The organism is Asaia sp. W19, from assembly GCF_003994335.1.
In the GTDB taxonomy this organism is placed as follows: domain Bacteria; phylum Pseudomonadota; class Alphaproteobacteria; order Acetobacterales; family Acetobacteraceae; genus Asaia.
Window position 1 is genome coordinate 38,641 of the sequence record NZ_PNQZ01000019.1, and the last position, 18,995, is coordinate 57,635.

The window sequence follows — 18,995 nt, forward strand, 5'->3', positions numbered from 1 at the left end:
GATCAACCATATGCGTTCAGATTGCCATCCGTGGACAGCACAAGAACCTTGCCGTCACAGATGATGGGTTCGACCAGGGTCGGTTTCTTGGTCTTGAGCGGAGCGGTGGCCTTGCCCGTCACAGCGTCGATCACCTGCAGACCGTTTTCCTCGAGCGAGGACACGCAGACGAGCTTGCCATCAGCCATGACCGGCCCGAACCAGGTCACGGCGTATTTCTGCTTCGTCTCGTTCTTGAAGCGGCGCAGGTCATGAATCCAGCGCACATGGCCCGAGAGACGGTCCACACAGGCGAGCTGCTGATCGGACGAGATGACATAGAGCCAGTCACCGACGATCAGCGGCGTATTCTGCCCGCTTGCTTCACGCTCCCACAGACGGCGTCCAGAGCGCATGTCGATCGCCACCAGGACCTTTGAGAGGGAGACGGCGTAGGCGGTGCCATCCTTGATGACCGGCGCGCCACGCACGCAGGCCAGATCGAGCATGGCGCCACGGCCGTTGGACCCACCAAGACTGTCGCTCCAGACCAGTTCGCCCGATTCTGCCCGCAGGGCGACGAGATCGCCACTGCCGAAACCGGCCACCACCACGCCATTGGCAACGGCAGGAGCGGACTGGCCGAACATGACCGTGTCGGCCTCAGTCGCCTGATAGGTCCAGATCTGCTCGCCTGTCTCGGCATTAAGGGCAAAAAGCCGCTCATCAATGGTCCCGAAGAACACGCGCCCATCCACGATGGTCGGAGCCGAGCGTCCGGGCACGACTGTCTCGGAACGCCACTTGACCTTGCCGGTCTCGGCGCCAACCGCGATCACCTGGCCAACACCGTCGACGATATAAAGCGTATCGCCCGACAGCCCCATGCCGCCGCCAAGATCGCTCGAGCGCATCTTGCTGCCCTTGGGGATGAAGGTCCAGAGCGCGCTCATGGCGGGCCAGGTCCACGCGCGCACCGTCCCCACGCCGTCGCGGGTATAGATACGACCACCATCAATCACGGGTGGGGACTGAATGGCGCCACGACCATTTGGTCCGAGTGCCACGAAATGCAGAAAGGCGGGTTCCGAAATACCGTGACCGATCGAACGCGACCAGGCGAGTTGCGGACCGGCCCAGCTGGCATTGACGCCCATATGATCGGGCACACGCCCCACCATCGGCCAGGAGACGACGTTCTGCGCGGCCGGGAAGTTGATCGGGGTGTGGTCTTCCTCATCGATCACCAGCCCCGCGCCCGTAGACAGCACGTCGTAGCGCTTGCCGGCAAGAATTTGCTTGGGTTCATCCTTGAAGATGCCGCACCCGGTCAGCAGTGCCGTTCCCGCCAGTGTCGAACCGAGGAAGAAACGGCGCCCCGGCTGACGCAGGGAGTTCTTGGGGGTCGTGGGCATCAACCGGCTCCGCCGAATGTTTGTAGAAGGATGGAAGCGCGCTGGCGGACACCGTCAGGCGCGTCAGGAGACTGGGCAAGCCCGGTCAGAAGGCTGCGTGCCTCCTCGTGCTGCTTAGGCGTGGCATCCGCGCGCAGGTCGAGAGCGGCCAGACCTTCTTGCGCAAAAGCGCGCCAGGGGCCGGGATTGGCGGCCAGAAGCTCGAAGCCCTTGCGAGTTTCGGTCGTGTCACTATCGTCGATATGGCTATTGAGCAGCAGCAGGCGAGCCAGCGCTGTAAAGGCCGGGTTGGCGTCCTTCGTGTCGATGACACCCTGCCAGACCTTGCGCGCCCCCGCGAGATCGCCCGCCTGGGCTTTGAGCTGGGCAAGCCTGATGGCGGCAAATTCACGCGTCGCACCCGGGGCCTTCGCTGCAAGATCGGCCAGGACAGCTTCCTGTGTCTTTTCGACCTGGGTACGCTTGGCGGCATCGGGCTGCGGGGCCTGTAGGGCCTCCATGGCCGTGTAATAACGCCCCGATGCCTCGGCCTGAGCCTGATGATGACGATGGATCTGCCACTGCCACCCGCCGACACCGATCAGGGCGATAATCGCCACGCCAGCCGCTACACCCCCGAAACGCCGGGCGGTTGCGCGCATCTCAGCTGCACGCATTTCCGCCTGGGCCTGACTGAAAAACTCGTCTGCCACCGTCATCCTCTTGCGACACTATCTTTCCAACCATACAGACGCCGGGACCATGCGGCAAATCGCTTTGTCATTTCGGACATGGACCGGACAAACTTCAGACACAACCGAGCGTCAGAAGAGCATCTTTGCAGTTACACGAGGCCCTTTCATGCATCCTGATCCCGCTTTTTCAATGGTGAGACGACGGCTTATCCTCGGCTTGCCCCTGATCGGGGTCGCTTCCCGAGCCACGCTTGCCCTCGCCACCCCCCCTTCGGCCAAGACCCAGCCCGCCACCAGACTTGCGGGTACGACGACCCTGATTCCCGATCATTCTCTCGATGCCCAGCAGGCTCTGGGCATGATCGCGACAGGCTACGAAAAGGGATGTGGAGGCCGACTGGGGGTCCATATCTTCTGCCCGGAAACCGGGGCTGCCCTGACATGGCGCGGCAATGAGCGCTTTCTGATGTGCAGCAGCTTCAAGGCCTCGCTGGTGGCCTGCGTGCTGGCCCGATGCGACCGCGATGAAGATGAGCTCACCACCCACCTCCCCTTCCTCGACAGCGATTTCACCGCCTCTGCCTGGGCCCCAGTAGCCCGCAAAAACCGTGATGCGGGCAGTCTAAGTCTTGCTGCGCTCTGCGCCGGAGCCGTGACCGCCAGCGATAATGTGTGCGCCAACATGCTGCTTCGTCACATCGGCGGCCCCGCTGCCCTCACCCATTTCTGGCGCGAGAGCGGAGACGAGATTACCCGTCTCGATGCCTACGAGCCGGAGCTGAACCGGCCCTCGGCCGATGCGGCCGCCAACACGACCAGCCCTGTCGCCATGGCGCGCACATTGCATCGCCTTGTGCACGGAACGTTGCTCCACCCGAATTCGGCGGCACTTCTGCGGAACTGGATGATCAGTTGCAACACAGGGACCCATCGCCTGCGCGCAGGCCTGCCACCCCACTGGATCTCCGGCGACAAGACAGGCAATAACGGCCAGGATATTGCCGCCGATATCGCTTTCGCGGCACCGGACCCAGGCATCGGCAAATCCTTGATCATCGCCGTCTATACGGCTGGCGGGACACCTGACGAGACACGCTTCAGGAACGTGTTCCATGAGCTCGGCGCCCTTGCACCGCGGCTGATCGCCTGATCCTGCAAACAAGAGGCTCGTGCTGCGCCCTCCGCATTGGGGAAGGTCCGAACCTCGCAGGACCGCCATAGAAAAAGGGATGGGCACGAGCCCATCCCTGGCATGAAGACTTTACGGCCCTGCATGAACGCAGGACGACGTTTCTCAGTGCTTGGCGAGCTTCTTGCCTGCTGCCGTCAGTTCAGCCGAAAGATGGCTGAAATTGGCGGCAATGCGCTGCTGAACACCGGTACTGACAGCATGGATCTTGGCGATGCGATCGCGCGCATCTTCGCTGATCGCCTGCTCTTCCTTCTGGGCCGCCGCAGCGACGCAGCTATTATAGGCGCGGGCCTCCTTTTCATAGGCCTGGAACTTGTCCACGCTCGCATTGTAATGCGCCGTATCGGTCGCCGCGATCGACGGCGCGCTCGGCTCCTGCCCGCATTTGGCGCGTGGGTCGGCATGAGCCGAAGACAGAGTAGACCCACCGGCAAGGCAGGCGGTCGTGAGAAGCGTGAGAGCGATGCGATTCATGATCAGGCGATCTGCTGGAGAGAAGGAGTGTGGGGGAGTGCGCGATAATTACGGCGCAAATCGGGCCAGACGCCCGATCGGTGCCGAGACGATCGCATCATCGCGCATCACCACATGGCCGCGCACGATGGTGGCCATCGGCCAGCCCGTGACCTGCTTGCCGTCGAAAGGCGTCCACCCCACGGGGCTCGCAATCCAGTCATTCCGGATTGCGCGTTGCGCCTTCAGATCGACGAGGGTGAAGTCTGCATCGAAGCCAACTGCCAGACGCCCCTTCGTCAGCAAGCCGTAGATCCGGGCGGGTCCGGCTGCCATGAGGTCCACCAGACGGCTGAGGCTCAGCCTGCCCGCATTCACATGGTCGAGCATGAGCGGCAGGATGGTCTGCACACCCGTCAGTCCGGCCGGACATTGCGGCCAGGGCTTTTCCTTTGCCTCGCGCGGATGCGGCGCATGATCGGAGGAAACGACATCCACGCGCCCGTCGCGCACGGCCTCCCAGCACGCGTCATAGTGACGGCGATCCCGGATGGGCGGGTTCATCACGGCATAGGCGCCCAGTGTCTCATAGCATTCCGGGCCGATCTGGGTGAGATGATTGACCAGCACCTCGACGCTGACATGGGAACGATGAGCAGCGAGCCATTCCAGCTCCTCGGCGGTCGAGGTATGCAGGATATGCACCGGGCGTCCCGTCTTGCGTGCCAGCGCGGTGATGCGGCGCGTGCCGAGGAATGCGCATTCCTCATCACGCCAGATCATATGGTTCACGTGAGGCATACCTGTCTCGAAAAGCGGCTTGCGCGCCTGAAGGCGGTATTCGTCTTCCGAGTGGAAAGCGACGCGGCGATGACCGCTGCGCAGGACCGCCTCGATGCCCTCATCGTCCTCGATCATCAGATCGCCCGTCGAAGACCCGGCAAAGACCTTGATCGCACAGATCCCCTCTTCCTGTTCCAGGGCTGCGAGTCCCGGCGTGTTGGCGCGCGTCGCGCCAACATACAGACCCATATCGATCAGCGCGTTTTCCGCCACCGTACGACGCTTGTCAGCGATGGTTTCGGCAGAGGTGATGGAGGGCGAGGTGTTGGGCATGTCGAACACCATCGTGATCCCGCCCAGAGCCGCGGCGCGCGTGCCTGTGGCGATGGATTCGATGGCCGCATTGCCGGGATCGCGCAGATGGACATGGGAATCGATCATGCCCGGCAGCACATGCAGGCCCTTGGCATCGACTACCTGCGTCGCACTGTCCCCCGTGCCGACGGCAAGACTCGCGATACGCCCATCCGTCACGCCCAGATCGGCCTGCGCCTCTCCCCAGGGAAAGACGCAGGTGCCCCCTTTGATGATCAGATCATAATGCATGGTGTTCTCCTTCTCAGGGCACGGCAGAGGCAAGTGTCTCGAACACATCCCCCCCTGACGGGCCAGTCTCGACGTGAAGGCGGTGCCAGAGGGCATAGAAGAGCAAAGCCCAGGCGGCATGGCGCGCGCGGCGCTCTCCTGCCCTCTCGATAATGGTCTTGATCGTCTCAGGCGCGATGACCCCGGCGAAAGCGGGGCTCGACGCCACCAATGGCGCCAGACGCTTTGATTGCGCGGCGATCCATTGCCCGACGGGCACTGTGAATCCCTGTTTGGGCGCAAAGGGTTCGGCCCCCGGTACATGGGCCTCAACCCAACGACGCAGCAGATATTTGCCATGCCCGCCCCGTATCTTGAGGTCATCGGGCAATGACCAGGCCAGCGCGCACACCACCGGATCGAGCAGGGGCGTACGCCCCTCAATCGAATGCGCCATCAGACAGCGATCAAGCTTGATCAGCAGATCGTTGGGCAGCCATTCGTCGAGATCGAGCCCCTGCACCGCGCGCAGCCTGGTCTCGTCAGGGCGGGGATAAAAACCCTGACGCCAGGCCTTGCCCGTGGGCAGGGTGCACAGACCATCCATCATGCCACGGCGCCACGGCAGACGCCCGCCACGCCACCAGGGCCGCATGGCGCGACGGTAGCGACCATATCCGCCAAACAGTTCGTCCCCTCCCTCGCCGCTCAGGATCACTGTCACGTCCTTTCGGGCCTCACGTGCCAGAAACCAGCTCGGGATAACCGCGTAATCGGCTACCGGATCGTCCAGACAGGCCACGATCTGCGGCAGATGGTCCCAAACCATTGTCTCCGTGACCGTCAGGATATGATGCTGCGCCCCGAGCGATCGGGCCATGCTGGCGGCCTGCGCGCTTTCATCGATCTCACCCGCATCGAAACGCGCGGTCCAGGCCAGAGGCGCGCCATTGCCCAGACGCGTCATGGCAGCGAGCACGGCCGTGCTGTCGATCCCGCCGGAGAGGAACATGCCAAAAGGCACGTCCGCCCGCTCATGGGCCTGTACGCTGTCCATCAGAGCCGCGTCGAGCCGCGCAAGCGCCTCGGCCTCCGTCAGATCCCTGTCTATCCGGCCATGGCGCGCAGGCAGTTTCCTCGCATGATCGAGCCTGCCATTGACGAAACGCAGCGTCTCACCGGGAAGGACGCGCATGATGCCCGGAAAGATCGTCTCGCGCCCGGCCACGAACTGTGCCTGAAGCAGCTGATCGCGTGCCAGCGGACGGATGCTGCGCGCCACGAGCCCGGTCGCGAGAATCGCTTGCGGTTCGGAAGCGAAGACCACCCCTTGTCCGGTTTCGGCATAATAGAGCGGCTTGATCCCGAACGGATCACGGCTGAGCGCAAGGACCGTGTCGGGGCCCGTATTGTCGAGAAGGGCAATGGCATACATGCCCCGCAACTCGAACCCGTATCCTGCCCCGCATTCGGGCCATAGAAAAAGCGGGGACTCGCAATCGCTGCCTGTCTTGAACGGCGCATCGTGCAACCTGTCGCGCAGGGCGGGGTCATTATAGATCTCGCCATTCGCCACCAGCGCCAGATCCCCCTGGATCAGGGGCTGCGCGCCCCCTTCCAGATCGATGATGGAGAGGCGACGATGCACCAGGGCGGCATTGCCCGTCTCATGGAACCCTTCTCCATCCTTGCCGCGATGCGCCAGTGCCCCGGCAAGACGGTGCAGAACGACCGGATCGGGATGATAGCCGGGAAGACAAGCCATTCCTGCAATGCCGCACATGGCTCAACTCTCCTTGCCGCGCCCTGAGGCAGCCTGCCGCAAAAACGCATCCCAGCGCGCCAGAACCGTCGGAGCGGAGAATTCACGCTCGAAGCGTGCGCGCCCGTTCTGTGACAGCTTAGCCGCGAGCGCGGCACTACCGAGCACCCGCCCTATAGCCTGTGCGAAGGAGGCCGGATTCTCTACCTCGGCGAGCAGACCATCCTGCGTGCCGGACAGGATTTCTTGCGGCCCCTGTATGGCGCTTGCCACAACGGGACGGCTTGCCGAGAGCGCCTCGATGACGACATTGCCCAGAGGCTCGATGCGCGACGGGCAGACAAGCAGGTCGCTCGCTTTCAACCACGCCCCGCTCTCCTGCACCCACCCGGGCATATGCACCCGGGCGCTGACCCCTTCCCCCCGGGCAAGAGCCGTCAAAGCCTCGCGCTCCGGCCCTTCCCCGGCGATCACAAGATGCACGCCAGGCAGACTCGTCATGGCGCGTATCAGCACATCGAACGCCTTGTTCCGATGCAACCGGCCAAGAGCGAGAATGAAGGGTTGGCCGTCGGGCACGCATGACGGCCGTTCCGGTGCGATATCGGCCAGATCATGCGCAAAATTGGGCAGATAATGCACATGGTGCTCGGGCCAGCCCTGCCCGACCATCCAGCGCGCCAGTCCGCGCGTATTCCCGATCAGATCGGTGCAGCGCCTGTAGTTGGAGAGGTCATAATAGCCGCCCAGCCTCCCGGCCACCGGCCAGTCCCCCTTGGGCATCATGCGGGCCGCGCGGCTCATCCAGGCGACGGCAATATCCGGTCTGAACGATGCCAGATGGTGCTTCAGGCGCGGCGTGGTCAGCAGATCGAGCCTGCCGCCAAAACGGAGCGCTCTTGTTGCGACCCCTCGCGCCTGCAACCGGGACTCCCGTCCCGGATCACGGCGCAGAAGCGCCAGCACCTCATGCCCAGCCTCATGTTGCGCCATACAGAGCCGCTCATAGAAGAGCTCGGCGCCGCCACTCGGCGCGCCGGCCATCACATGCGCCAGGCGCAAAGGGGGGAGACTCTCAGGGGCCAAGCACCGAGCCCCAGCGTCAGAGAGTGAGGCAGGAGACGATGGCATATCGAACGAGACGTGACCCATGACCGTGTTCATCCTTCATCCAGCATCAGCTTACAAGCCTCGTGCCAGACGGTCTCGACCGGGAGCCCCGCAATGGGTGCCTCCCCCTCGGGGCCGGGCGCAGCCACGAAATGGGCCGCCTTCCCGGTCGGTGCATATTCGGAAGCGCGGCTCGGGCCGAACAGGCCAAGAGTGGGCACACCGGCGGCAGCGGAAAGATGCATCAACCCGGAATCATTGCCCACAAACACCGCGCAGCGCTTCAGCAACGCCGCAACCAGACCGAGGCTGGTCTGGCCGCCCATATCGAGCACCACCCCGTTTTCGTGTCCCAGCGCCTCAATAACAGGCAAAGCAAGTGCTTTTTCGGCTTCTCCGGGGCCGTAAAAGACCACCGGCACGAGGCCTCTCGCCTGCATCCTGCGCCCTATCTCGACGAAATGGGCAGATGGCCAGATCTTGCCCTCCCAGTTGGCTGTGGGTGCGAGGGCCGCATAGGTCCGGGATGCGGGCAGGATTTCCGCCGCGAGGGTTTCCTGTTCGGGGCGGCACCAGACCTCAGGCATCAACGTGACTGGATCGGGAAAGGCCTCGGCCAGATGCCCGATACGCGCGCCCGGCCGGCGACCGCCGCGGAGGATGCGTCGGCGTAATGCCGGGAGGAAAAACGACACCCCCGATCCGCGCAGATCGATGACCAGATCCCAGAAACGCCGCGCACATGTCCACCAGAGCCCCGCCCAATGCAGATCGAACGGCTTCTTGTCGACCACGATCACCCGCTCGACTGCGGGACATGGCTCGAAATAGGAGGCCGCTACGGGTCCGCATGCCACGGTGATGCGCGCCCTGGGGTGACGGCGCATGAGTTCCGCCAGCACACCCGAAGAGATGACCGCATCGCCCAGACGGTTAGCGGTGATGAACAGGATACGCTTCATTGCAGCCAGATCGGCTCCTTGAGCCCGGATACGAACGCCTCATGCGCTGCGCGGGTCTCGTCATCGGGGGGGGCCATCGGCCGGGGCACACGGTCGGGATTGGCGCGGTAGGTGGCGACACCCCCTCCGCTGCCTGATACGGCGAGGCCCAGCCCGCGCTGACGGCCGCCCATGAGTTCGAGATAGACTTCGGACAATAATTTACAGTCGAGCAGCGCGTTATGGGTGGTACGCGCCGAAAGATCGATATCGTGGCGACGGCACAGGGCATCGAGCGAATTGGGCAGTCCCGGATAGCGCTTCTTGGCCATTTCGAGCGTGTCGACCATGCGCGAACGCTCAAGGATCGGCTTGCCGCACGCTTTCAGCTCAGCGTTGATGAAGCCGAAATCGAAGGGCGCGTTATGGGCGATCATTTCGTCCTGACCGATGAAGGCCAGGAATGCGTCGGCGATCTCGGCGAATTTCGGCTTGTCGAGCAGATCATCGAGCGTAAAACCATGCACGCGGCTCGCCTCGGGGGGGACATCGCGCTCCGGGTTGATCAGCACGTGAAAAGTCTCGCCCGTCGGCAAATCGTCGATCAACTCGAGCGCTGCAATCTCGATTACACGGTCCCCCGTCGCCGGATCGAGCCCCGTCGTTTCCGTATCGAACAGGATCGAGCGTTTCATGCCGGGTTCTCCATTCTGGCAATCAGGCGTTTCATCTGCCGCGCGGTATGGCCGCGAGAGAGGCCATTGCGCAACAGGATATCGGCGCGCCTGTTACGCTCGCTATCGCTCATCTGGCGCGCGAGCAGGGCGCGGGCCTGTGGCTCAGTCAGAGAGCGCCGCTTCATGATCCGGCGCAGCCTGATATCGAGCGGGGCCGTGACCACGATAACCGCATCGCAGTCGCGATCCGCCCCTGTCTCGAAGAGGAGCGGAATATCGAGCACGCAGATGGCCACGCTGCGGCGACGCATCTGCCCCAGAAAAACGCGGCGTGCCCGGCGCACCAGAGGATGGATGATCGCCTCCAGCGTCACAATCTCGGCAGGCTGGCCGATGACGGCCTGACGAAGGGCACTCCGATCCACAGCTCCGTTCCGCACGCAGTCGGGCCAGCGGCGCGCGATCGCTGGAACCGCCTCACCGCCACGCGCCTGCAGGACATGGACCGCCGCATCGGCATCAAAGACCGACCAGCCAGCGCGGCGCAGGAAACGCGCTACCGTGGTCTTGCCCGCCCCCATACCTCCGGTAAGCCCCAGAACACGCATGATCAGTCCAGAGTCTCGATCAGACGCGCACGCAGGCCCGGCGTGACCTCGGGCCGACGCCCAAACCAGGCCTCGAAACCGGGACGGGCCTGATGGATAAGCATGCCGAGTCCGTCCACCGTCGCGAGACCGCGTGCCTGCGCCGCGGCGAGGAGCGGTGTTTCGAGCGGGACATAGACGATATCGGACACAACCAACGATCCCGCAGCCTTCGTCAGGCTCCCCGCCCAGTCAAAGACATTCTGCCCCGTCATGCCGAGCGATGTGGTGTTCGTCAGCAGCTCGGCCTCTGCCAGATGCTCGGGCCAGTCCTTCCAGTCGATCACATGGCCACCGCCCAGCGCGGCACTCAAAGCCTCGGCGCGCGCTTTCGTACGGTTGGCGAGCGTCACGCGACAACCTGCATCGAGCAGGGCGGCGCATACGGCACGGGCGGCCCCGCCTGCCCCCAGAACCAGCGCGCGACGTGGCAAGGTCACCCCCGCTTCACGGAGGGAATCGAGATAGCCGATACCGTCCGTACAGCCGCCCTCGATCGCCCCGTCCTCTTCGAACACAAGCGTGTTCACCGCCCCGGCGCGCCGCGCGTCATGGGTGTGGCGATCCACCAGCGCATAGGCGGCTTCCTTGTGCGGAATGGTGACATTGAGCCCTGCAAACCCAAGCGCCTGAAGCGCTCGCACACCGCGCTCGAAATCCTCGGGCTTGAGAGGCAGGCGCAGATAGAACCCGTTGATCCCGTATTGCGCGCACCAGCCATTATGCAGGATCGGCGAGCGCGTATAGGTGAGCGGCCAACCCGTCACGGCGGCGAGGACGGGCCGCCCCTGCGGGTACAGATCCTTCGTGAACAAAGCGTCGAGCGCGGCCCTGGCCTGATCGAGGCTCATTTCGCCGTTGAGATGGCGTTCCAGTAAAGCGGCAATAGCCGCGCCAGTCTCTGTGCCCAAGAGTTCTGCCCTGCCTCGTTCTCGATCAGATCCTGACGGATCTCGATTTCCAGATAGGGCAGTCCGCCCCGTTCCGCATGATAGGGCACGGTATAATCCGATGTGGCGGTCAGCACATAGGGCTCATTATCCCCGACGCAGAGATCGCCCTCGCCGCGCAGCAGATCGAGCATGATTCCGGCTGAGCGCGTGTCGCGATGATGCAGAATCCCGACATGCCAGGGCCGTTCCGCCCCGTTCATGCGTGGGGTAAAGCTGTGCAGGGCAATCAGCGCAGTGGGCCGGGTTCTGGCGGCCAGCAGGGCCGCGATCTGGTCGTGATAAGGATGCAGGATCTCGCTCTCGCGGCGCGCACGACACGCCACCGAGAGATTGGCATTCCCGTCGATCGGTGTGTGATCGGAGATGGCCGGAATCGAGGTCGGGTGGCCCGGCGCCCGGTTGCTGTCGATGACGAGGCGGGAATAGACCTGCTCGACCAGATCAGCGCCCAGCAGGGCCTGAAGCGCTACCCCCACGCCATGGATGCCGATATCCCAGGCGATATGGCGCCCCCAATCGCTCTCGGCAACACCGAGCCGTCCCAGGCTTTGCGGGACGGCGCGCCCGGCGTGGTCGCTGACGAGAAGGAAAGGCGAGTCCGATGTCGCCTTCGTGATCCTGAAGGGAGCAGGATCGTCTGGGCCGAGAAGAGGAGGAAACCCGCTCATGAATTGCGCGCACCATGCTGACTGACTAGGTTACCCCTTCTTGACCATAATCCCTACGCCATGGACAACCCCGTGACCGAGACAGATCGACCGACCGCGCCCCAGCTCCCCTCCGCCAGTGGTGAGACGAATACTCACGGCGAGGCCCGTCTGGCGAACCCGCAATGGGGCGGGCGCTTTGCGGCCGGACCTGCGGCCATCATGGCGGATATCAATGCCTCGATCGATTTCGACCAAAAGCTGTGGCGTCAGGACATCCGTGGTTCTCTGGCCCATGCGGCCATGCTCGCACGCGTCGGTTTGCTGACCATGTCGGAAGAGAAGGAAATCCGCGACGGTCTGCATGGCATCGCGCGCGACATCGAGGCCGGCGCCTTCACCTTCTCGCAGGACCTCGAAGATATTCACATGAATATCGAGGCACGTCTGTCGGAACGCATCGGGGAGGCAGGCAAGCGCCTGCACACGGCGCGCTCGCGCAATGACCAGGTTGCGACCGATTTCCGCCTCTGGGTGCGCGACGCCATTGACGGGATCAGCGGGCAAATCACCGCCCTCATGCGTTCCCTCGCTACGCGCGCGCTCGAACACGCCTCAGATGCCATGCCGGGTTTTACCCATTTGCAGGTGGCCCAGCCAGTGACCTTCGGGCACCATCTTCTGGCCTATGTCGAGATGCTGTCACGCGATCGCGACCGTCTGCGCGATGCCCGCGCGCGGCTCAATGAGTGCCCGCTCGGCTCGGCCGCGCTGGCCGGCACATCCTTTCCAATCGACCGCCGCTTCACGGCGAACGCCCTTGGTTTCGACCGCCCGACGGCCAATTCTCTCGACGCGGTTTCCGATCGCGACTTCGCGCTCGAATATCTTTCTGCGCTTTCCCTGCTCGGCATGCACCTGTCGCGCCTGTCCGAAGAGCTCGTTCTGTGGTGCTCCGCACCGTTCAGCTTCGTGCGGCTTTCCGATGGCTTCACGACCGGTTCCTCCATCATGCCGCAGAAGAAGAATCCCGATGCTGCCGAACTTGTGCGCGCGAAGGTCGGGCGCATTACCGGTGATTTCATGGGGCTGCTCATGGTCATGAAAGGCCTGCCTCTGGCCTATGCCAAGGACACCCAGGAAGACAAGGAACCGGTATTCGACGCGACCGAAGCCGCAACCTTGTCCCTCGCGGCCATGGACGGGATGATCCGGGACATGACGGCCAATACCGACAAGATGCGCGCTCTGGCCGGGGCAGGATTTGCGACCGCGACCGATCTGGCCGACTGGTTGGTGCGTGTGCCGCGCCTGCCCTTCCGCACGGCGCATCACGTCACCGGGCGTCTGGTCGGCATGGCGGAAGCGAAGAACTGCGATCTCGCCGATCTGACGCTTGAGGAGATGCAGGGCGTCGAGCCGCAGATCGATGCCACGATCTTCGACGTCCTGACCGTCGAATCCTCGCTCGCATCCCGCACCAGCGAAGGCGGCACGGCGCCTGCCAACGTCACCAAGGCTGCACAACTCTGGCTCGCACGCCTCGAGGAGAAAAACGCGTGAAAATCACAGCGCAATTGCTTTCACTGAGCCTTATCGCGTGCGTCATGCTGACAGCCTGCGGCAAGAAGGGCGCCCCCCATGCCCCTGGCCCAGCCAGCAAGATCACCTATCCACATTCCTACCCACCGGAATAACGGGCGCATCTGACAAGGAGGCGCGCGCCAGAACCATGATCTGGCGTGCGTCATACCCTTTGTCGCGCAGGGCACGCAGGCTCTCCGCCCCATCGCGCTTCGAGAGCTTCTGGCCCGACTCATCGCAAATCAAGCCATGATGGGCATAGAGCGGCGCCTCATATCCCAGCAGCGTCTGCAACACACGATGGACCGAACTCGCCTCGAACAGGTCCGCCCCGCGTGTCACGAGGGTGATTTTCTGGCGTGCATCGTCCACCGTGACGCAGAGATGGTAGGATACGCCGTTGTCGCGGCGACCCAGAACCACATCGCCAAATTCGGCAGCCCGGCTGGAAACAGCACGCCTGCCATGAGGCGACCATTCCTCCCAGCCCGGTGCGTGCCCGATGGCAGCGAGTGCCCGCTGCATATTGAGCCGCCAAACATGGGGCGTATCAGCCCCTATACGCGCCGTGCGGCAACTCCCACCATAAACCGCGCTCCCGTCGGGAGCCCGCCCCTTCGTGCCCGCCTGCACCTGCGCGCGCGAACAGGCACAGCGGTAGACGAGCCCCATGGTGTGCAACCGCGCAAGTTCGGACCGATAGGTCTCCAGATCATCAGACTGACGTCGCACGGGAAGCGCGCTCGCAAACCCGAGCCAGTCGAGGTCTTCGCGCAAGGCCTGCTCGAAACGCGGCAGGCAGCGCTGCGGGTCGATATCCTCAATACGAATCAGGAACGATCCTTCAGGGCCCGCCATGGCGCGCGCGTAGCTGGCAGAAGCCACGTGCCCCAAATGCAGATATCCCGTCGGGCTCGGGGCGAAACGTGTGCGAAATCCTGTCATCAAACCTTCGCTTGCCCTGTTCACGGAAAGCTGAAATAGTCAGCGCTATCAGACAGACGGCGCGTATCTATAGGCGCTGGTTTCCCGTCGCGCTTGAGATAATCCGATCGTGCCGCCCTGTAAAAGAGGATGCGATCGATGCTTGCCAGCGCCCAGCATTTCCCCGCCCTTGTGCTGAACGCGGATTTTCGTCCGCTTTCATACTTCCCGCTGTCGCTATGGTCCTGGCAGGAAAGCGTCAAGGCCGTTTTTCTCGACCGCGTCTCGGTCTTGAGCGAATATGACGATATCGAGGTGCATTCGCCCAGCTGCGTGATGCGCGTGCCGAGCGTCATTGCGCTGAAGGAATACATCCCGACGGCACGACGTCCTGCCTTCACAAGGTTCAACGTCTTCCTGCGCGATAATTTTTCATGCCAGTATTGCCATGATCGATTGCCGACGCATGAGCTGACCTTCGATCACGTTATCCCACGCGCCAAGGGGGGGCGCACCACTTGGGAGAATGTCGTGACAGCCTGCAGCCCCTGCAATCTCATCAAGGGCTCCAAACTGCCTTCCGAAATCGGCATGCATCCCCGTATTCGCCCGGTCCAGCCCTCGACGCGACGCCTGCAGGAGAACGGACGCAGTTTCCCGCCGAACTACCTGCATGAAAGCTGGCGGGATTATCTGTATTGGGACAGCGAACTCGAAGGCTGACCCTTTTTACACCCGCGTTCGTGTTGCATTTAGCCTTGCGCGAAGAGGGCCTCGTAGACAGGGAGCTTGAAGCCGAGCGTCACCCTCTCTCCCTGCACCAGAACCGGCCGTTTGATCACGGTGGGATGGGCCAGCATCACAGCCAAGGCCTGTGCTTCATTGGCGATCTGCTTCTCGGCATCGGGCAGCTTGCGGAAGGTCGTCCCGGCCCGATTGAGCAGCGCCTCCCATCCGACAGAACGCATCCAGACGGCAAGATCATCCGCACTTAATCCGTCCTTCCGCAGGTCGTGATAGCGATAGGCAATCCCCTCTCCCTCAAGCCAACGCCGTGCCTTGCGCACCGTGTCGCAGGTGGTGATTCCGTATAATACCGGCTGATTTTCCATGAGCGTCTCCTTTCCCAACTTTCCCGATGAGCTCGACCCTGCCCATGCCGGGCCGGACTGCGGGTCACGGTAACTGCGCCAACCAATCGATCATCATCCGCATTGAGCGCAGCACGGCAACTGCACCGCCCTCGACTCCGCGCAAGCACGCCAAGGCACCGCCCCCTATCACGGCTTCCGGTACCTCAACGCATCGACCAGAATCCTGAAAGCAGGGGGTAGCTCCCGGCGATCGGGATAATAGAGATGATAGCCCGAAAACGGGGGGCACCAGTCTTGCAGAACCCGTACGAGCCGCCCCGATGCCAGAAGGGCCAGGGCCTGATCTTCCAGAACGCAGGCAAGGCCCACGCCCTGTGTCGCAGCATGCAGGATCATCGGCACGTCATTGAGGATGAGCGGCCCTTCAACACGCACCTTGAGATCGCGCCCGTCGCGGCCGAACTCCCATGCATAAAGGCCGCCACGTGTCTGCATACGGATATTGATACAGGCATGTCCCGTAAGATCATGGGGGGTCGCGGGGACGCCTCGGGCAGCCAGATAATCGGGTGAGCCGACGACAGCCATGCGCAGTTCCGGGCTGATCGGCACGGCGATCATGTCCTTTGCGACCTGCTCGCCGAGCCTGATGCCTGCGTCGAAACGATCAGTGATTATATCGGTCAACTGGCTGTCGATGGAGATCTCGATCACCAGTTCGGGATAGGCTTCAAGCAAACGCCCCACAGTGGGCCAAAGTATGGTCTCTGCTGCATGACGGCTGGAGGTGACGCGCACTGTGCCGGAAGGTTTCTCCCTCAGCGCACTCAGGCGCGAGAGCTGGGCGTCGATGTCGTTGAGAGCGGGACGCAGCGTTGCCAGCAATTGCTCTCCCGCTTCGGTCGGCGCGACATTGCGCGTATTGCGGGTCAGCAGCTTGACACCCATCCCGGCTTCGAGCCGACGGACGATCTGGCTGATTGCGGACTGGGATGCGCCCAGAAGGGCCGCTGCCCGCGTGAAGCTGCGTGCCTCGGCAACAGCAAGGAACACCACCAGATCGCTCAGCTCTTCACGTCTCATTGATTAACCCTGATGATAAGCCCATGCAGAATACAGCGTCTAATTTATAAAATCACCTGCGGCTATATCTGTCTTCCCGAATGACCTCCGTGGCGAATTCACCCCCCGCGAGAGGTGCAGAGAGCGGAGATTGAGTATGACGAGAGACCTAGTCGTGATCATCGGCGCAGGCGGTATCGGTGAAGCCATCGCCCGGCGCCAGGGTGTCGGCAAGACGCTTCTGCTCGCCGACAGAAACGTGCAAACGCTCGAGGCTGCCGCGATGCGCCTTCGTGAGGCGAGCTATGATGTCGTCACACAAGACGTGGACGTGACATCTCGCGCTTCAGTGCAGGCGCTGGCTCGCAGAGCACAGGAGCTCGGCCGGGTCATGCAGGTCATCAACACGGCGGGGCTATCGCCCAATATGGCCCCGGCGCAGACTGTGCTCGAGGTCGATCTCTACGGATCGGCGCTCGTTTTCGAGGCGTTCGGCGCCGTGATCGCACCAGGGGGCGCGGGGCTGATCATATCGAGCATGGCAGGTCACATGATACGCCCATTGCCTGAAGACCAGGAAAAGCAACTCGCCTCGACACCAGCGGATGAATTGCTCGCCTTGCCGTTCCTTCAACCAGAGGCGATCCCAAATAGCATGATCGCCTATATGGTCGCCAAGCGCGCGAATTATCTGCGAGTCCAGGCCGAGGCGGTCCGTTGGGGTGAGAAAGCTGCGCGCGTCAACGCCATCAGCCCCGGCATCGTCGTCACACCACTCGCAGCGCATGAACTCGCCTCCGAGATCGGTCCTGTCTATCGCGCCATGGTTGAAGCGTCACCAGCCAAACGCATGGCGCCCCCGGATGAAATTGCGATCGCCGCAAGCTTCCTGCTTGGACCGGATGCCGGATTTATCACGGGGAGCGATCTTCTTATTGATGGCGGCGTAATCGCAGCCATGCGTGCCGGGCGGCTCCCCGCGCCGAGTTAGTCCGTCCCCATGCGCGCCGGACCGCGTGCCAAAACCGGTTCATCCTATCAGCGGTTATCGAGCGGGACTGGCAATGCGTCACGCCGCCTCACACGCGCAATGGCTCCCTATCGAGGCACTTCACCGGAGCTGGGAGGGCCCACCCTTCCTTGCTGCGCGTGACTCATGCATTACTCCGAGCCCATGGATCTGGGAGCGCAATCCCCGTTGACGGCAAGGGGTGGTGCAGCCTGTCATGCCCGAAAGTGAACCCATGACAGGACCGTATGTCGCCACCTTCTTCCCGGGCGGGCCGACCTTATTCCCTGACCGCCAAAGCCAGCCTCTCAAAGACGATGCCTGAGTTCGCCAGAACACCCTCCCCGGTCTCCAATCCATTCGACCCGGGAGGTCTCAACAACACACTGTGTCAACGAAGAAAGGAGAAACCTCAATGTCTGATGTCATCGTTCTCATCGGTGCTGGCTCGATCGGTCAGGCCGTTGCGCGGCGCATAAGCGCTGGCAAGATCCTGCTCATTGCCGATGTGACGCCTGGCAATGCCGAAGCCGCAGCGAAAACCCTCGCAGATGCGGGCTACGATGTGCGTACCACCAACGTGGATATCGCGTCTCGCCGCTCGGTCGAGGCGCTGGCAAAGGAGGCCCAAGCGCTGGGGCCGATCACCGGTCTCATACAGGCTGCCGGTGTCTCGCCTTCCCAGGCCTCCGTCGAGACGATTCTCAAAATCGATCTCTACGGGACGGCGCTCGTTCTCGAATGCTTTGGCAAGGTGATGGCAGGCGATGGCGCCGCCCTCGTCATTTCGTCACAATCCGGCCACCGAATGGGCGCGCTCACCCCTGAGCAGGACCGCGAACTGGCCGTGACGCCCGTGGATGCATTGCTGGATCTGCCCTTTCTGCAGCCAGACGCTGTACGCGACACGCTGCATGCCTATCAACTCTCCAAGCGCGCCAATGGCTTGCGGGTACGGGCTCAGGCCATGGACTGGGGCAAGCGCGGCGCACGGGTCAATGCCATCAGTCCGGGCATCGTCATCACACCATTGGCAAATGACGAATTGCGTGGCCCGAGAGGCGCCAGCTATCGCAGCATGATCGAGAGCTCACTTTCCGGGCGCGCAGGCACACCCGACGAAATTGCCACGCTCGCGGCGCTCATCATGAGCCCCGATGGACGCTTCATCACCGGGAGTGATTTCCTGATCGATGGCGGCACGACCGCCGTTCATTGGTGCAAGGAGTGGGATCGGACCTGACAAGGCGGATACCCGCCCGGAAAAGGGAAATCTGCCTTCGTTTGAAAATGCCTCGCCGGTGATTCCGGTCTTCGCGACGTGGTCAAGCCACGTCCTGTCGGCGCGACTGTATCGATACCGGGAGCACATCACAGGGTCGTGCCAATCTTGGCTCTCTGTGGGCCGAGCCTGCCAGGCCATGTCTTGACGTGTCGGGAGGGCAGAACTCCCGAACGGCGTGGGTCGTCAACCCCGCCCACGCCAACAAGGCCCTCTAATCAG

The 18,995-nt window shown here is 62.9% G+C and carries 19 protein-coding genes; 5 read left to right on the forward strand and 14 right to left on the reverse strand.

What is annotated here, in order from left to right; all coding sequences use genetic code 11:
- Positions 1-2 precede the first annotated feature (2 nt).
- Positions 3-1,394: a PQQ-binding-like beta-propeller repeat protein gene (locus C0V97_RS04415; RefSeq protein ID WP_127101098.1), complete on the reverse strand. Its 1,392-nt coding sequence runs from the start codon at positions 1,392-1,394 to the stop codon at positions 3-5.
- Entirely contained in the window at positions 1,394-2,086 is a 693-nt protein-coding gene (locus C0V97_RS04420) for a tetratricopeptide repeat protein (protein WP_158625337.1), read from the reverse strand. Before C0V97_RS04420 ends, C0V97_RS04415 begins: the two co-directional genes overlap by 1 nt.
- A gap of 148 nt (positions 2,087-2,234) precedes the next feature.
- On the opposite strand from C0V97_RS04420, the gene bla reads away from it, so the two are divergent.
- Entirely contained in the window at positions 2,235-3,218 is a 984-nt protein-coding gene (bla, locus tag C0V97_RS04425; protein WP_233581966.1) for a class A beta-lactamase, read from the forward strand.
- 144 nt (positions 3,219-3,362) lie between these two features.
- Here the strand turns inward: bla and C0V97_RS04430 are convergent, their stop codons facing one another.
- The 9 genes from C0V97_RS04430 to C0V97_RS04470 all read right to left on the reverse strand — a co-directional run bounded on the left by C0V97_RS04430 (position 3,363) and on the right by C0V97_RS04470 (position 11,839).
- Complete coding sequence (locus C0V97_RS04430; RefSeq protein ID WP_127101102.1) at positions 3,363-3,734, reverse strand: hypothetical protein; 372 nt, start codon at positions 3,732-3,734, stop codon at positions 3,363-3,365.
- A gap of 48 nt (positions 3,735-3,782) precedes the next feature.
- On the reverse strand, positions 3,783-5,102 hold the full coding sequence (locus tag C0V97_RS04435) for a dihydroorotase (protein ID WP_127101104.1): 1,320 nt from the start codon (positions 5,100-5,102) through the stop codon (positions 3,783-3,785).
- Between the two features lie 13 nt (positions 5,103-5,115).
- Complete coding sequence (gene asnB / locus C0V97_RS04440) at positions 5,116-6,864, reverse strand: asparagine synthase (glutamine-hydrolyzing) (protein WP_127101106.1); 1,749 nt, start codon at positions 6,862-6,864, stop codon at positions 5,116-5,118.
- Between the two features lie 3 nt (positions 6,865-6,867).
- Positions 6,868-7,887 carry a glycosyltransferase gene (locus tag C0V97_RS04445; RefSeq protein WP_127101495.1) on the reverse strand — a complete coding sequence of 340 codons (1,020 nt, stop codon included), beginning with the start codon at positions 7,885-7,887 and terminating at the stop codon, positions 6,868-6,870.
- A 116-nt stretch (positions 7,888-8,003) separates the two neighbouring features.
- Entirely contained in the window at positions 8,004-8,915 is a 912-nt protein-coding gene (locus C0V97_RS04450) for a glycosyltransferase family 9 protein (protein WP_127101108.1), read from the reverse strand.
- Positions 8,912-9,589, reverse strand: coding sequence for a DNA polymerase III subunit epsilon (dnaQ, locus tag C0V97_RS04455; RefSeq protein WP_127101110.1), 678 nt, complete (start codon positions 9,587-9,589; stop codon positions 8,912-8,914). The genes C0V97_RS04450 and dnaQ overlap by 4 nt, the downstream gene beginning before the upstream one ends.
- Entirely contained in the window at positions 9,586-10,179 is a 594-nt protein-coding gene (gene coaE / locus C0V97_RS04460) for a dephospho-CoA kinase (protein WP_127101112.1), read from the reverse strand. Before coaE ends, dnaQ begins: the two co-directional genes overlap by 4 nt.
- A gap of 2 nt (positions 10,180-10,181) precedes the next feature.
- On the reverse strand, positions 10,182-11,129 hold the full coding sequence (locus tag C0V97_RS04465) for a shikimate dehydrogenase (RefSeq protein ID WP_233581967.1): 948 nt from the start codon (positions 11,127-11,129) through the stop codon (positions 10,182-10,184).
- Entirely contained in the window at positions 11,066-11,839 is a 774-nt protein-coding gene (locus tag C0V97_RS04470) for an N-formylglutamate amidohydrolase (protein WP_127101116.1), read from the reverse strand. The genes C0V97_RS04465 and C0V97_RS04470 overlap by 64 nt, the downstream gene beginning before the upstream one ends.
- Before the next feature lie 60 nt (positions 11,840-11,899).
- Between C0V97_RS04470 and argH the strand changes: the two genes are divergently transcribed.
- Positions 11,900-13,381 carry an argininosuccinate lyase gene (gene argH, locus C0V97_RS04475; RefSeq protein ID WP_127101118.1) on the forward strand — a complete coding sequence of 494 codons (1,482 nt, stop codon included), beginning with the start codon at positions 11,900-11,902 and terminating at the stop codon, positions 13,379-13,381.
- Positions 13,382-13,483: 102 nt separating this feature from the next.
- On the opposite strand, the gene gluQRS is transcribed toward argH, so the two are convergent.
- A complete protein-coding gene (gene gluQRS / locus C0V97_RS04480; protein ID WP_127101120.1) occupies positions 13,484-14,347 on the reverse strand; it encodes a tRNA glutamyl-Q(34) synthetase GluQRS in 864 nt (287 codons plus the stop codon).
- A 138-nt stretch (positions 14,348-14,485) separates the two neighbouring features.
- Here gluQRS and C0V97_RS04485 point away from each other — a divergent pair, with 138 nt between their 5' ends.
- Entirely contained in the window at positions 14,486-15,049 is a 564-nt protein-coding gene (locus C0V97_RS04485) for an HNH endonuclease (RefSeq protein WP_025885762.1), read from the forward strand.
- Between the two features lie 29 nt (positions 15,050-15,078).
- Here C0V97_RS04485 and C0V97_RS04490 read toward each other — a convergent pair whose 3' ends face one another.
- Together C0V97_RS04490 and C0V97_RS04495 are read right to left on the reverse strand one after the other, a co-directional pair.
- Positions 15,079-15,438 (reverse strand): ArsC family reductase, encoded by a 360-nt coding sequence (locus C0V97_RS04490; protein ID WP_127101122.1) that lies wholly within the window; start codon positions 15,436-15,438, stop codon positions 15,079-15,081.
- A gap of 168 nt (positions 15,439-15,606) precedes the next feature.
- On the reverse strand, positions 15,607-16,503 hold the full coding sequence (locus C0V97_RS04495; RefSeq protein ID WP_127101124.1) for a LysR family transcriptional regulator: 897 nt from the start codon (positions 16,501-16,503) through the stop codon (positions 15,607-15,609).
- Between the two features lie 136 nt (positions 16,504-16,639).
- On the opposite strand from C0V97_RS04495, the gene C0V97_RS04500 reads away from it, so the two are divergent.
- On the forward strand, positions 16,640-17,473 hold the full coding sequence (locus C0V97_RS04500) for an SDR family oxidoreductase (protein ID WP_127101126.1): 834 nt from the start codon (positions 16,640-16,642) through the stop codon (positions 17,471-17,473).
- 433 nt (positions 17,474-17,906) lie between these two features.
- On the forward strand, positions 17,907-18,734 hold the full coding sequence (locus tag C0V97_RS04505; protein ID WP_127101128.1) for an SDR family oxidoreductase: 828 nt from the start codon (positions 17,907-17,909) through the stop codon (positions 18,732-18,734).
- Positions 18,735-18,995 lie beyond the last annotated feature (261 nt).

What these genes read in the sequence shown, in the direction of transcription:
- C0V97_RS04495 (WP_127101124.1), bottom strand. Translation starts at nt 16,503, where the DNA reads ATGAGACGTGAAGAGCTGAGCGATCTGGTGGTGTTCCTTGCTGTTGCC.
- C0V97_RS04500 (WP_127101126.1), top strand. Translation starts at nt 16,640, where the DNA reads ATGACGAGAGACCTAGTCGTGATCATCGGCGCAGGCGGTATCGGTGAA.
- C0V97_RS04450 (WP_127101108.1), bottom strand. Translation starts at nt 8,915, where the DNA reads ATGAAGCGTATCCTGTTCATCACCGCTAACCGTCTGGGCGATGCGGTC.
- C0V97_RS04485 (WP_025885762.1), top strand. Translation starts at nt 14,486, where the DNA reads ATGCTTGCCAGCGCCCAGCATTTCCCCGCCCTTGTGCTGAACGCGGAT.
- bla (WP_233581966.1), top strand. Translation starts at nt 2,235, where the DNA reads ATGCATCCTGATCCCGCTTTTTCAATGGTGAGACGACGGCTTATCCTC.
- C0V97_RS04470 (WP_127101116.1), bottom strand. Translation starts at nt 11,839, where the DNA reads ATGAGCGGGTTTCCTCCTCTTCTCGGCCCAGACGATCCTGCTCCCTTC.
- C0V97_RS04430 (WP_127101102.1), bottom strand. Translation starts at nt 3,734, where the DNA reads ATGAATCGCATCGCTCTCACGCTTCTCACGACCGCCTGCCTTGCCGGT.
- gluQRS (WP_127101120.1), bottom strand. Translation starts at nt 14,347, where the DNA reads ATGACAGGATTTCGCACACGTTTCGCCCCGAGCCCGACGGGATATCTG.
- asnB (WP_127101106.1), bottom strand. Translation starts at nt 6,864, where the DNA reads ATGTGCGGCATTGCAGGAATGGCTTGTCTTCCCGGCTATCATCCCGAT.
- dnaQ (WP_127101110.1), bottom strand. Translation starts at nt 9,589, where the DNA reads ATGAAACGCTCGATCCTGTTCGATACGGAAACGACGGGGCTCGATCCG.
- C0V97_RS04445 (WP_127101495.1), bottom strand. Translation starts at nt 7,887, where the DNA reads ATGGCCGGCGCGCCGAGTGGCGGCGCCGAGCTCTTCTATGAGCGGCTC.
- coaE (WP_127101112.1), bottom strand. Translation starts at nt 10,179, where the DNA reads ATGCGTGTTCTGGGGCTTACCGGAGGTATGGGGGCGGGCAAGACCACG.
- argH (WP_127101118.1), top strand. Translation starts at nt 11,900, where the DNA reads ATGGACAACCCCGTGACCGAGACAGATCGACCGACCGCGCCCCAGCTC.
- C0V97_RS04415 (WP_127101098.1), bottom strand. Translation starts at nt 1,394, where the DNA reads ATGCCCACGACCCCCAAGAACTCCCTGCGTCAGCCGGGGCGCCGTTTC.
- C0V97_RS04435 (WP_127101104.1), bottom strand. Translation starts at nt 5,102, where the DNA reads ATGCATTATGATCTGATCATCAAAGGGGGCACCTGCGTCTTTCCCTGG.
- C0V97_RS04505 (WP_127101128.1), top strand. Translation starts at nt 17,907, where the DNA reads ATGTCTGATGTCATCGTTCTCATCGGTGCTGGCTCGATCGGTCAGGCC.
- C0V97_RS04490 (WP_127101122.1), bottom strand. Translation starts at nt 15,438, where the DNA reads ATGGAAAATCAGCCGGTATTATACGGAATCACCACCTGCGACACGGTG.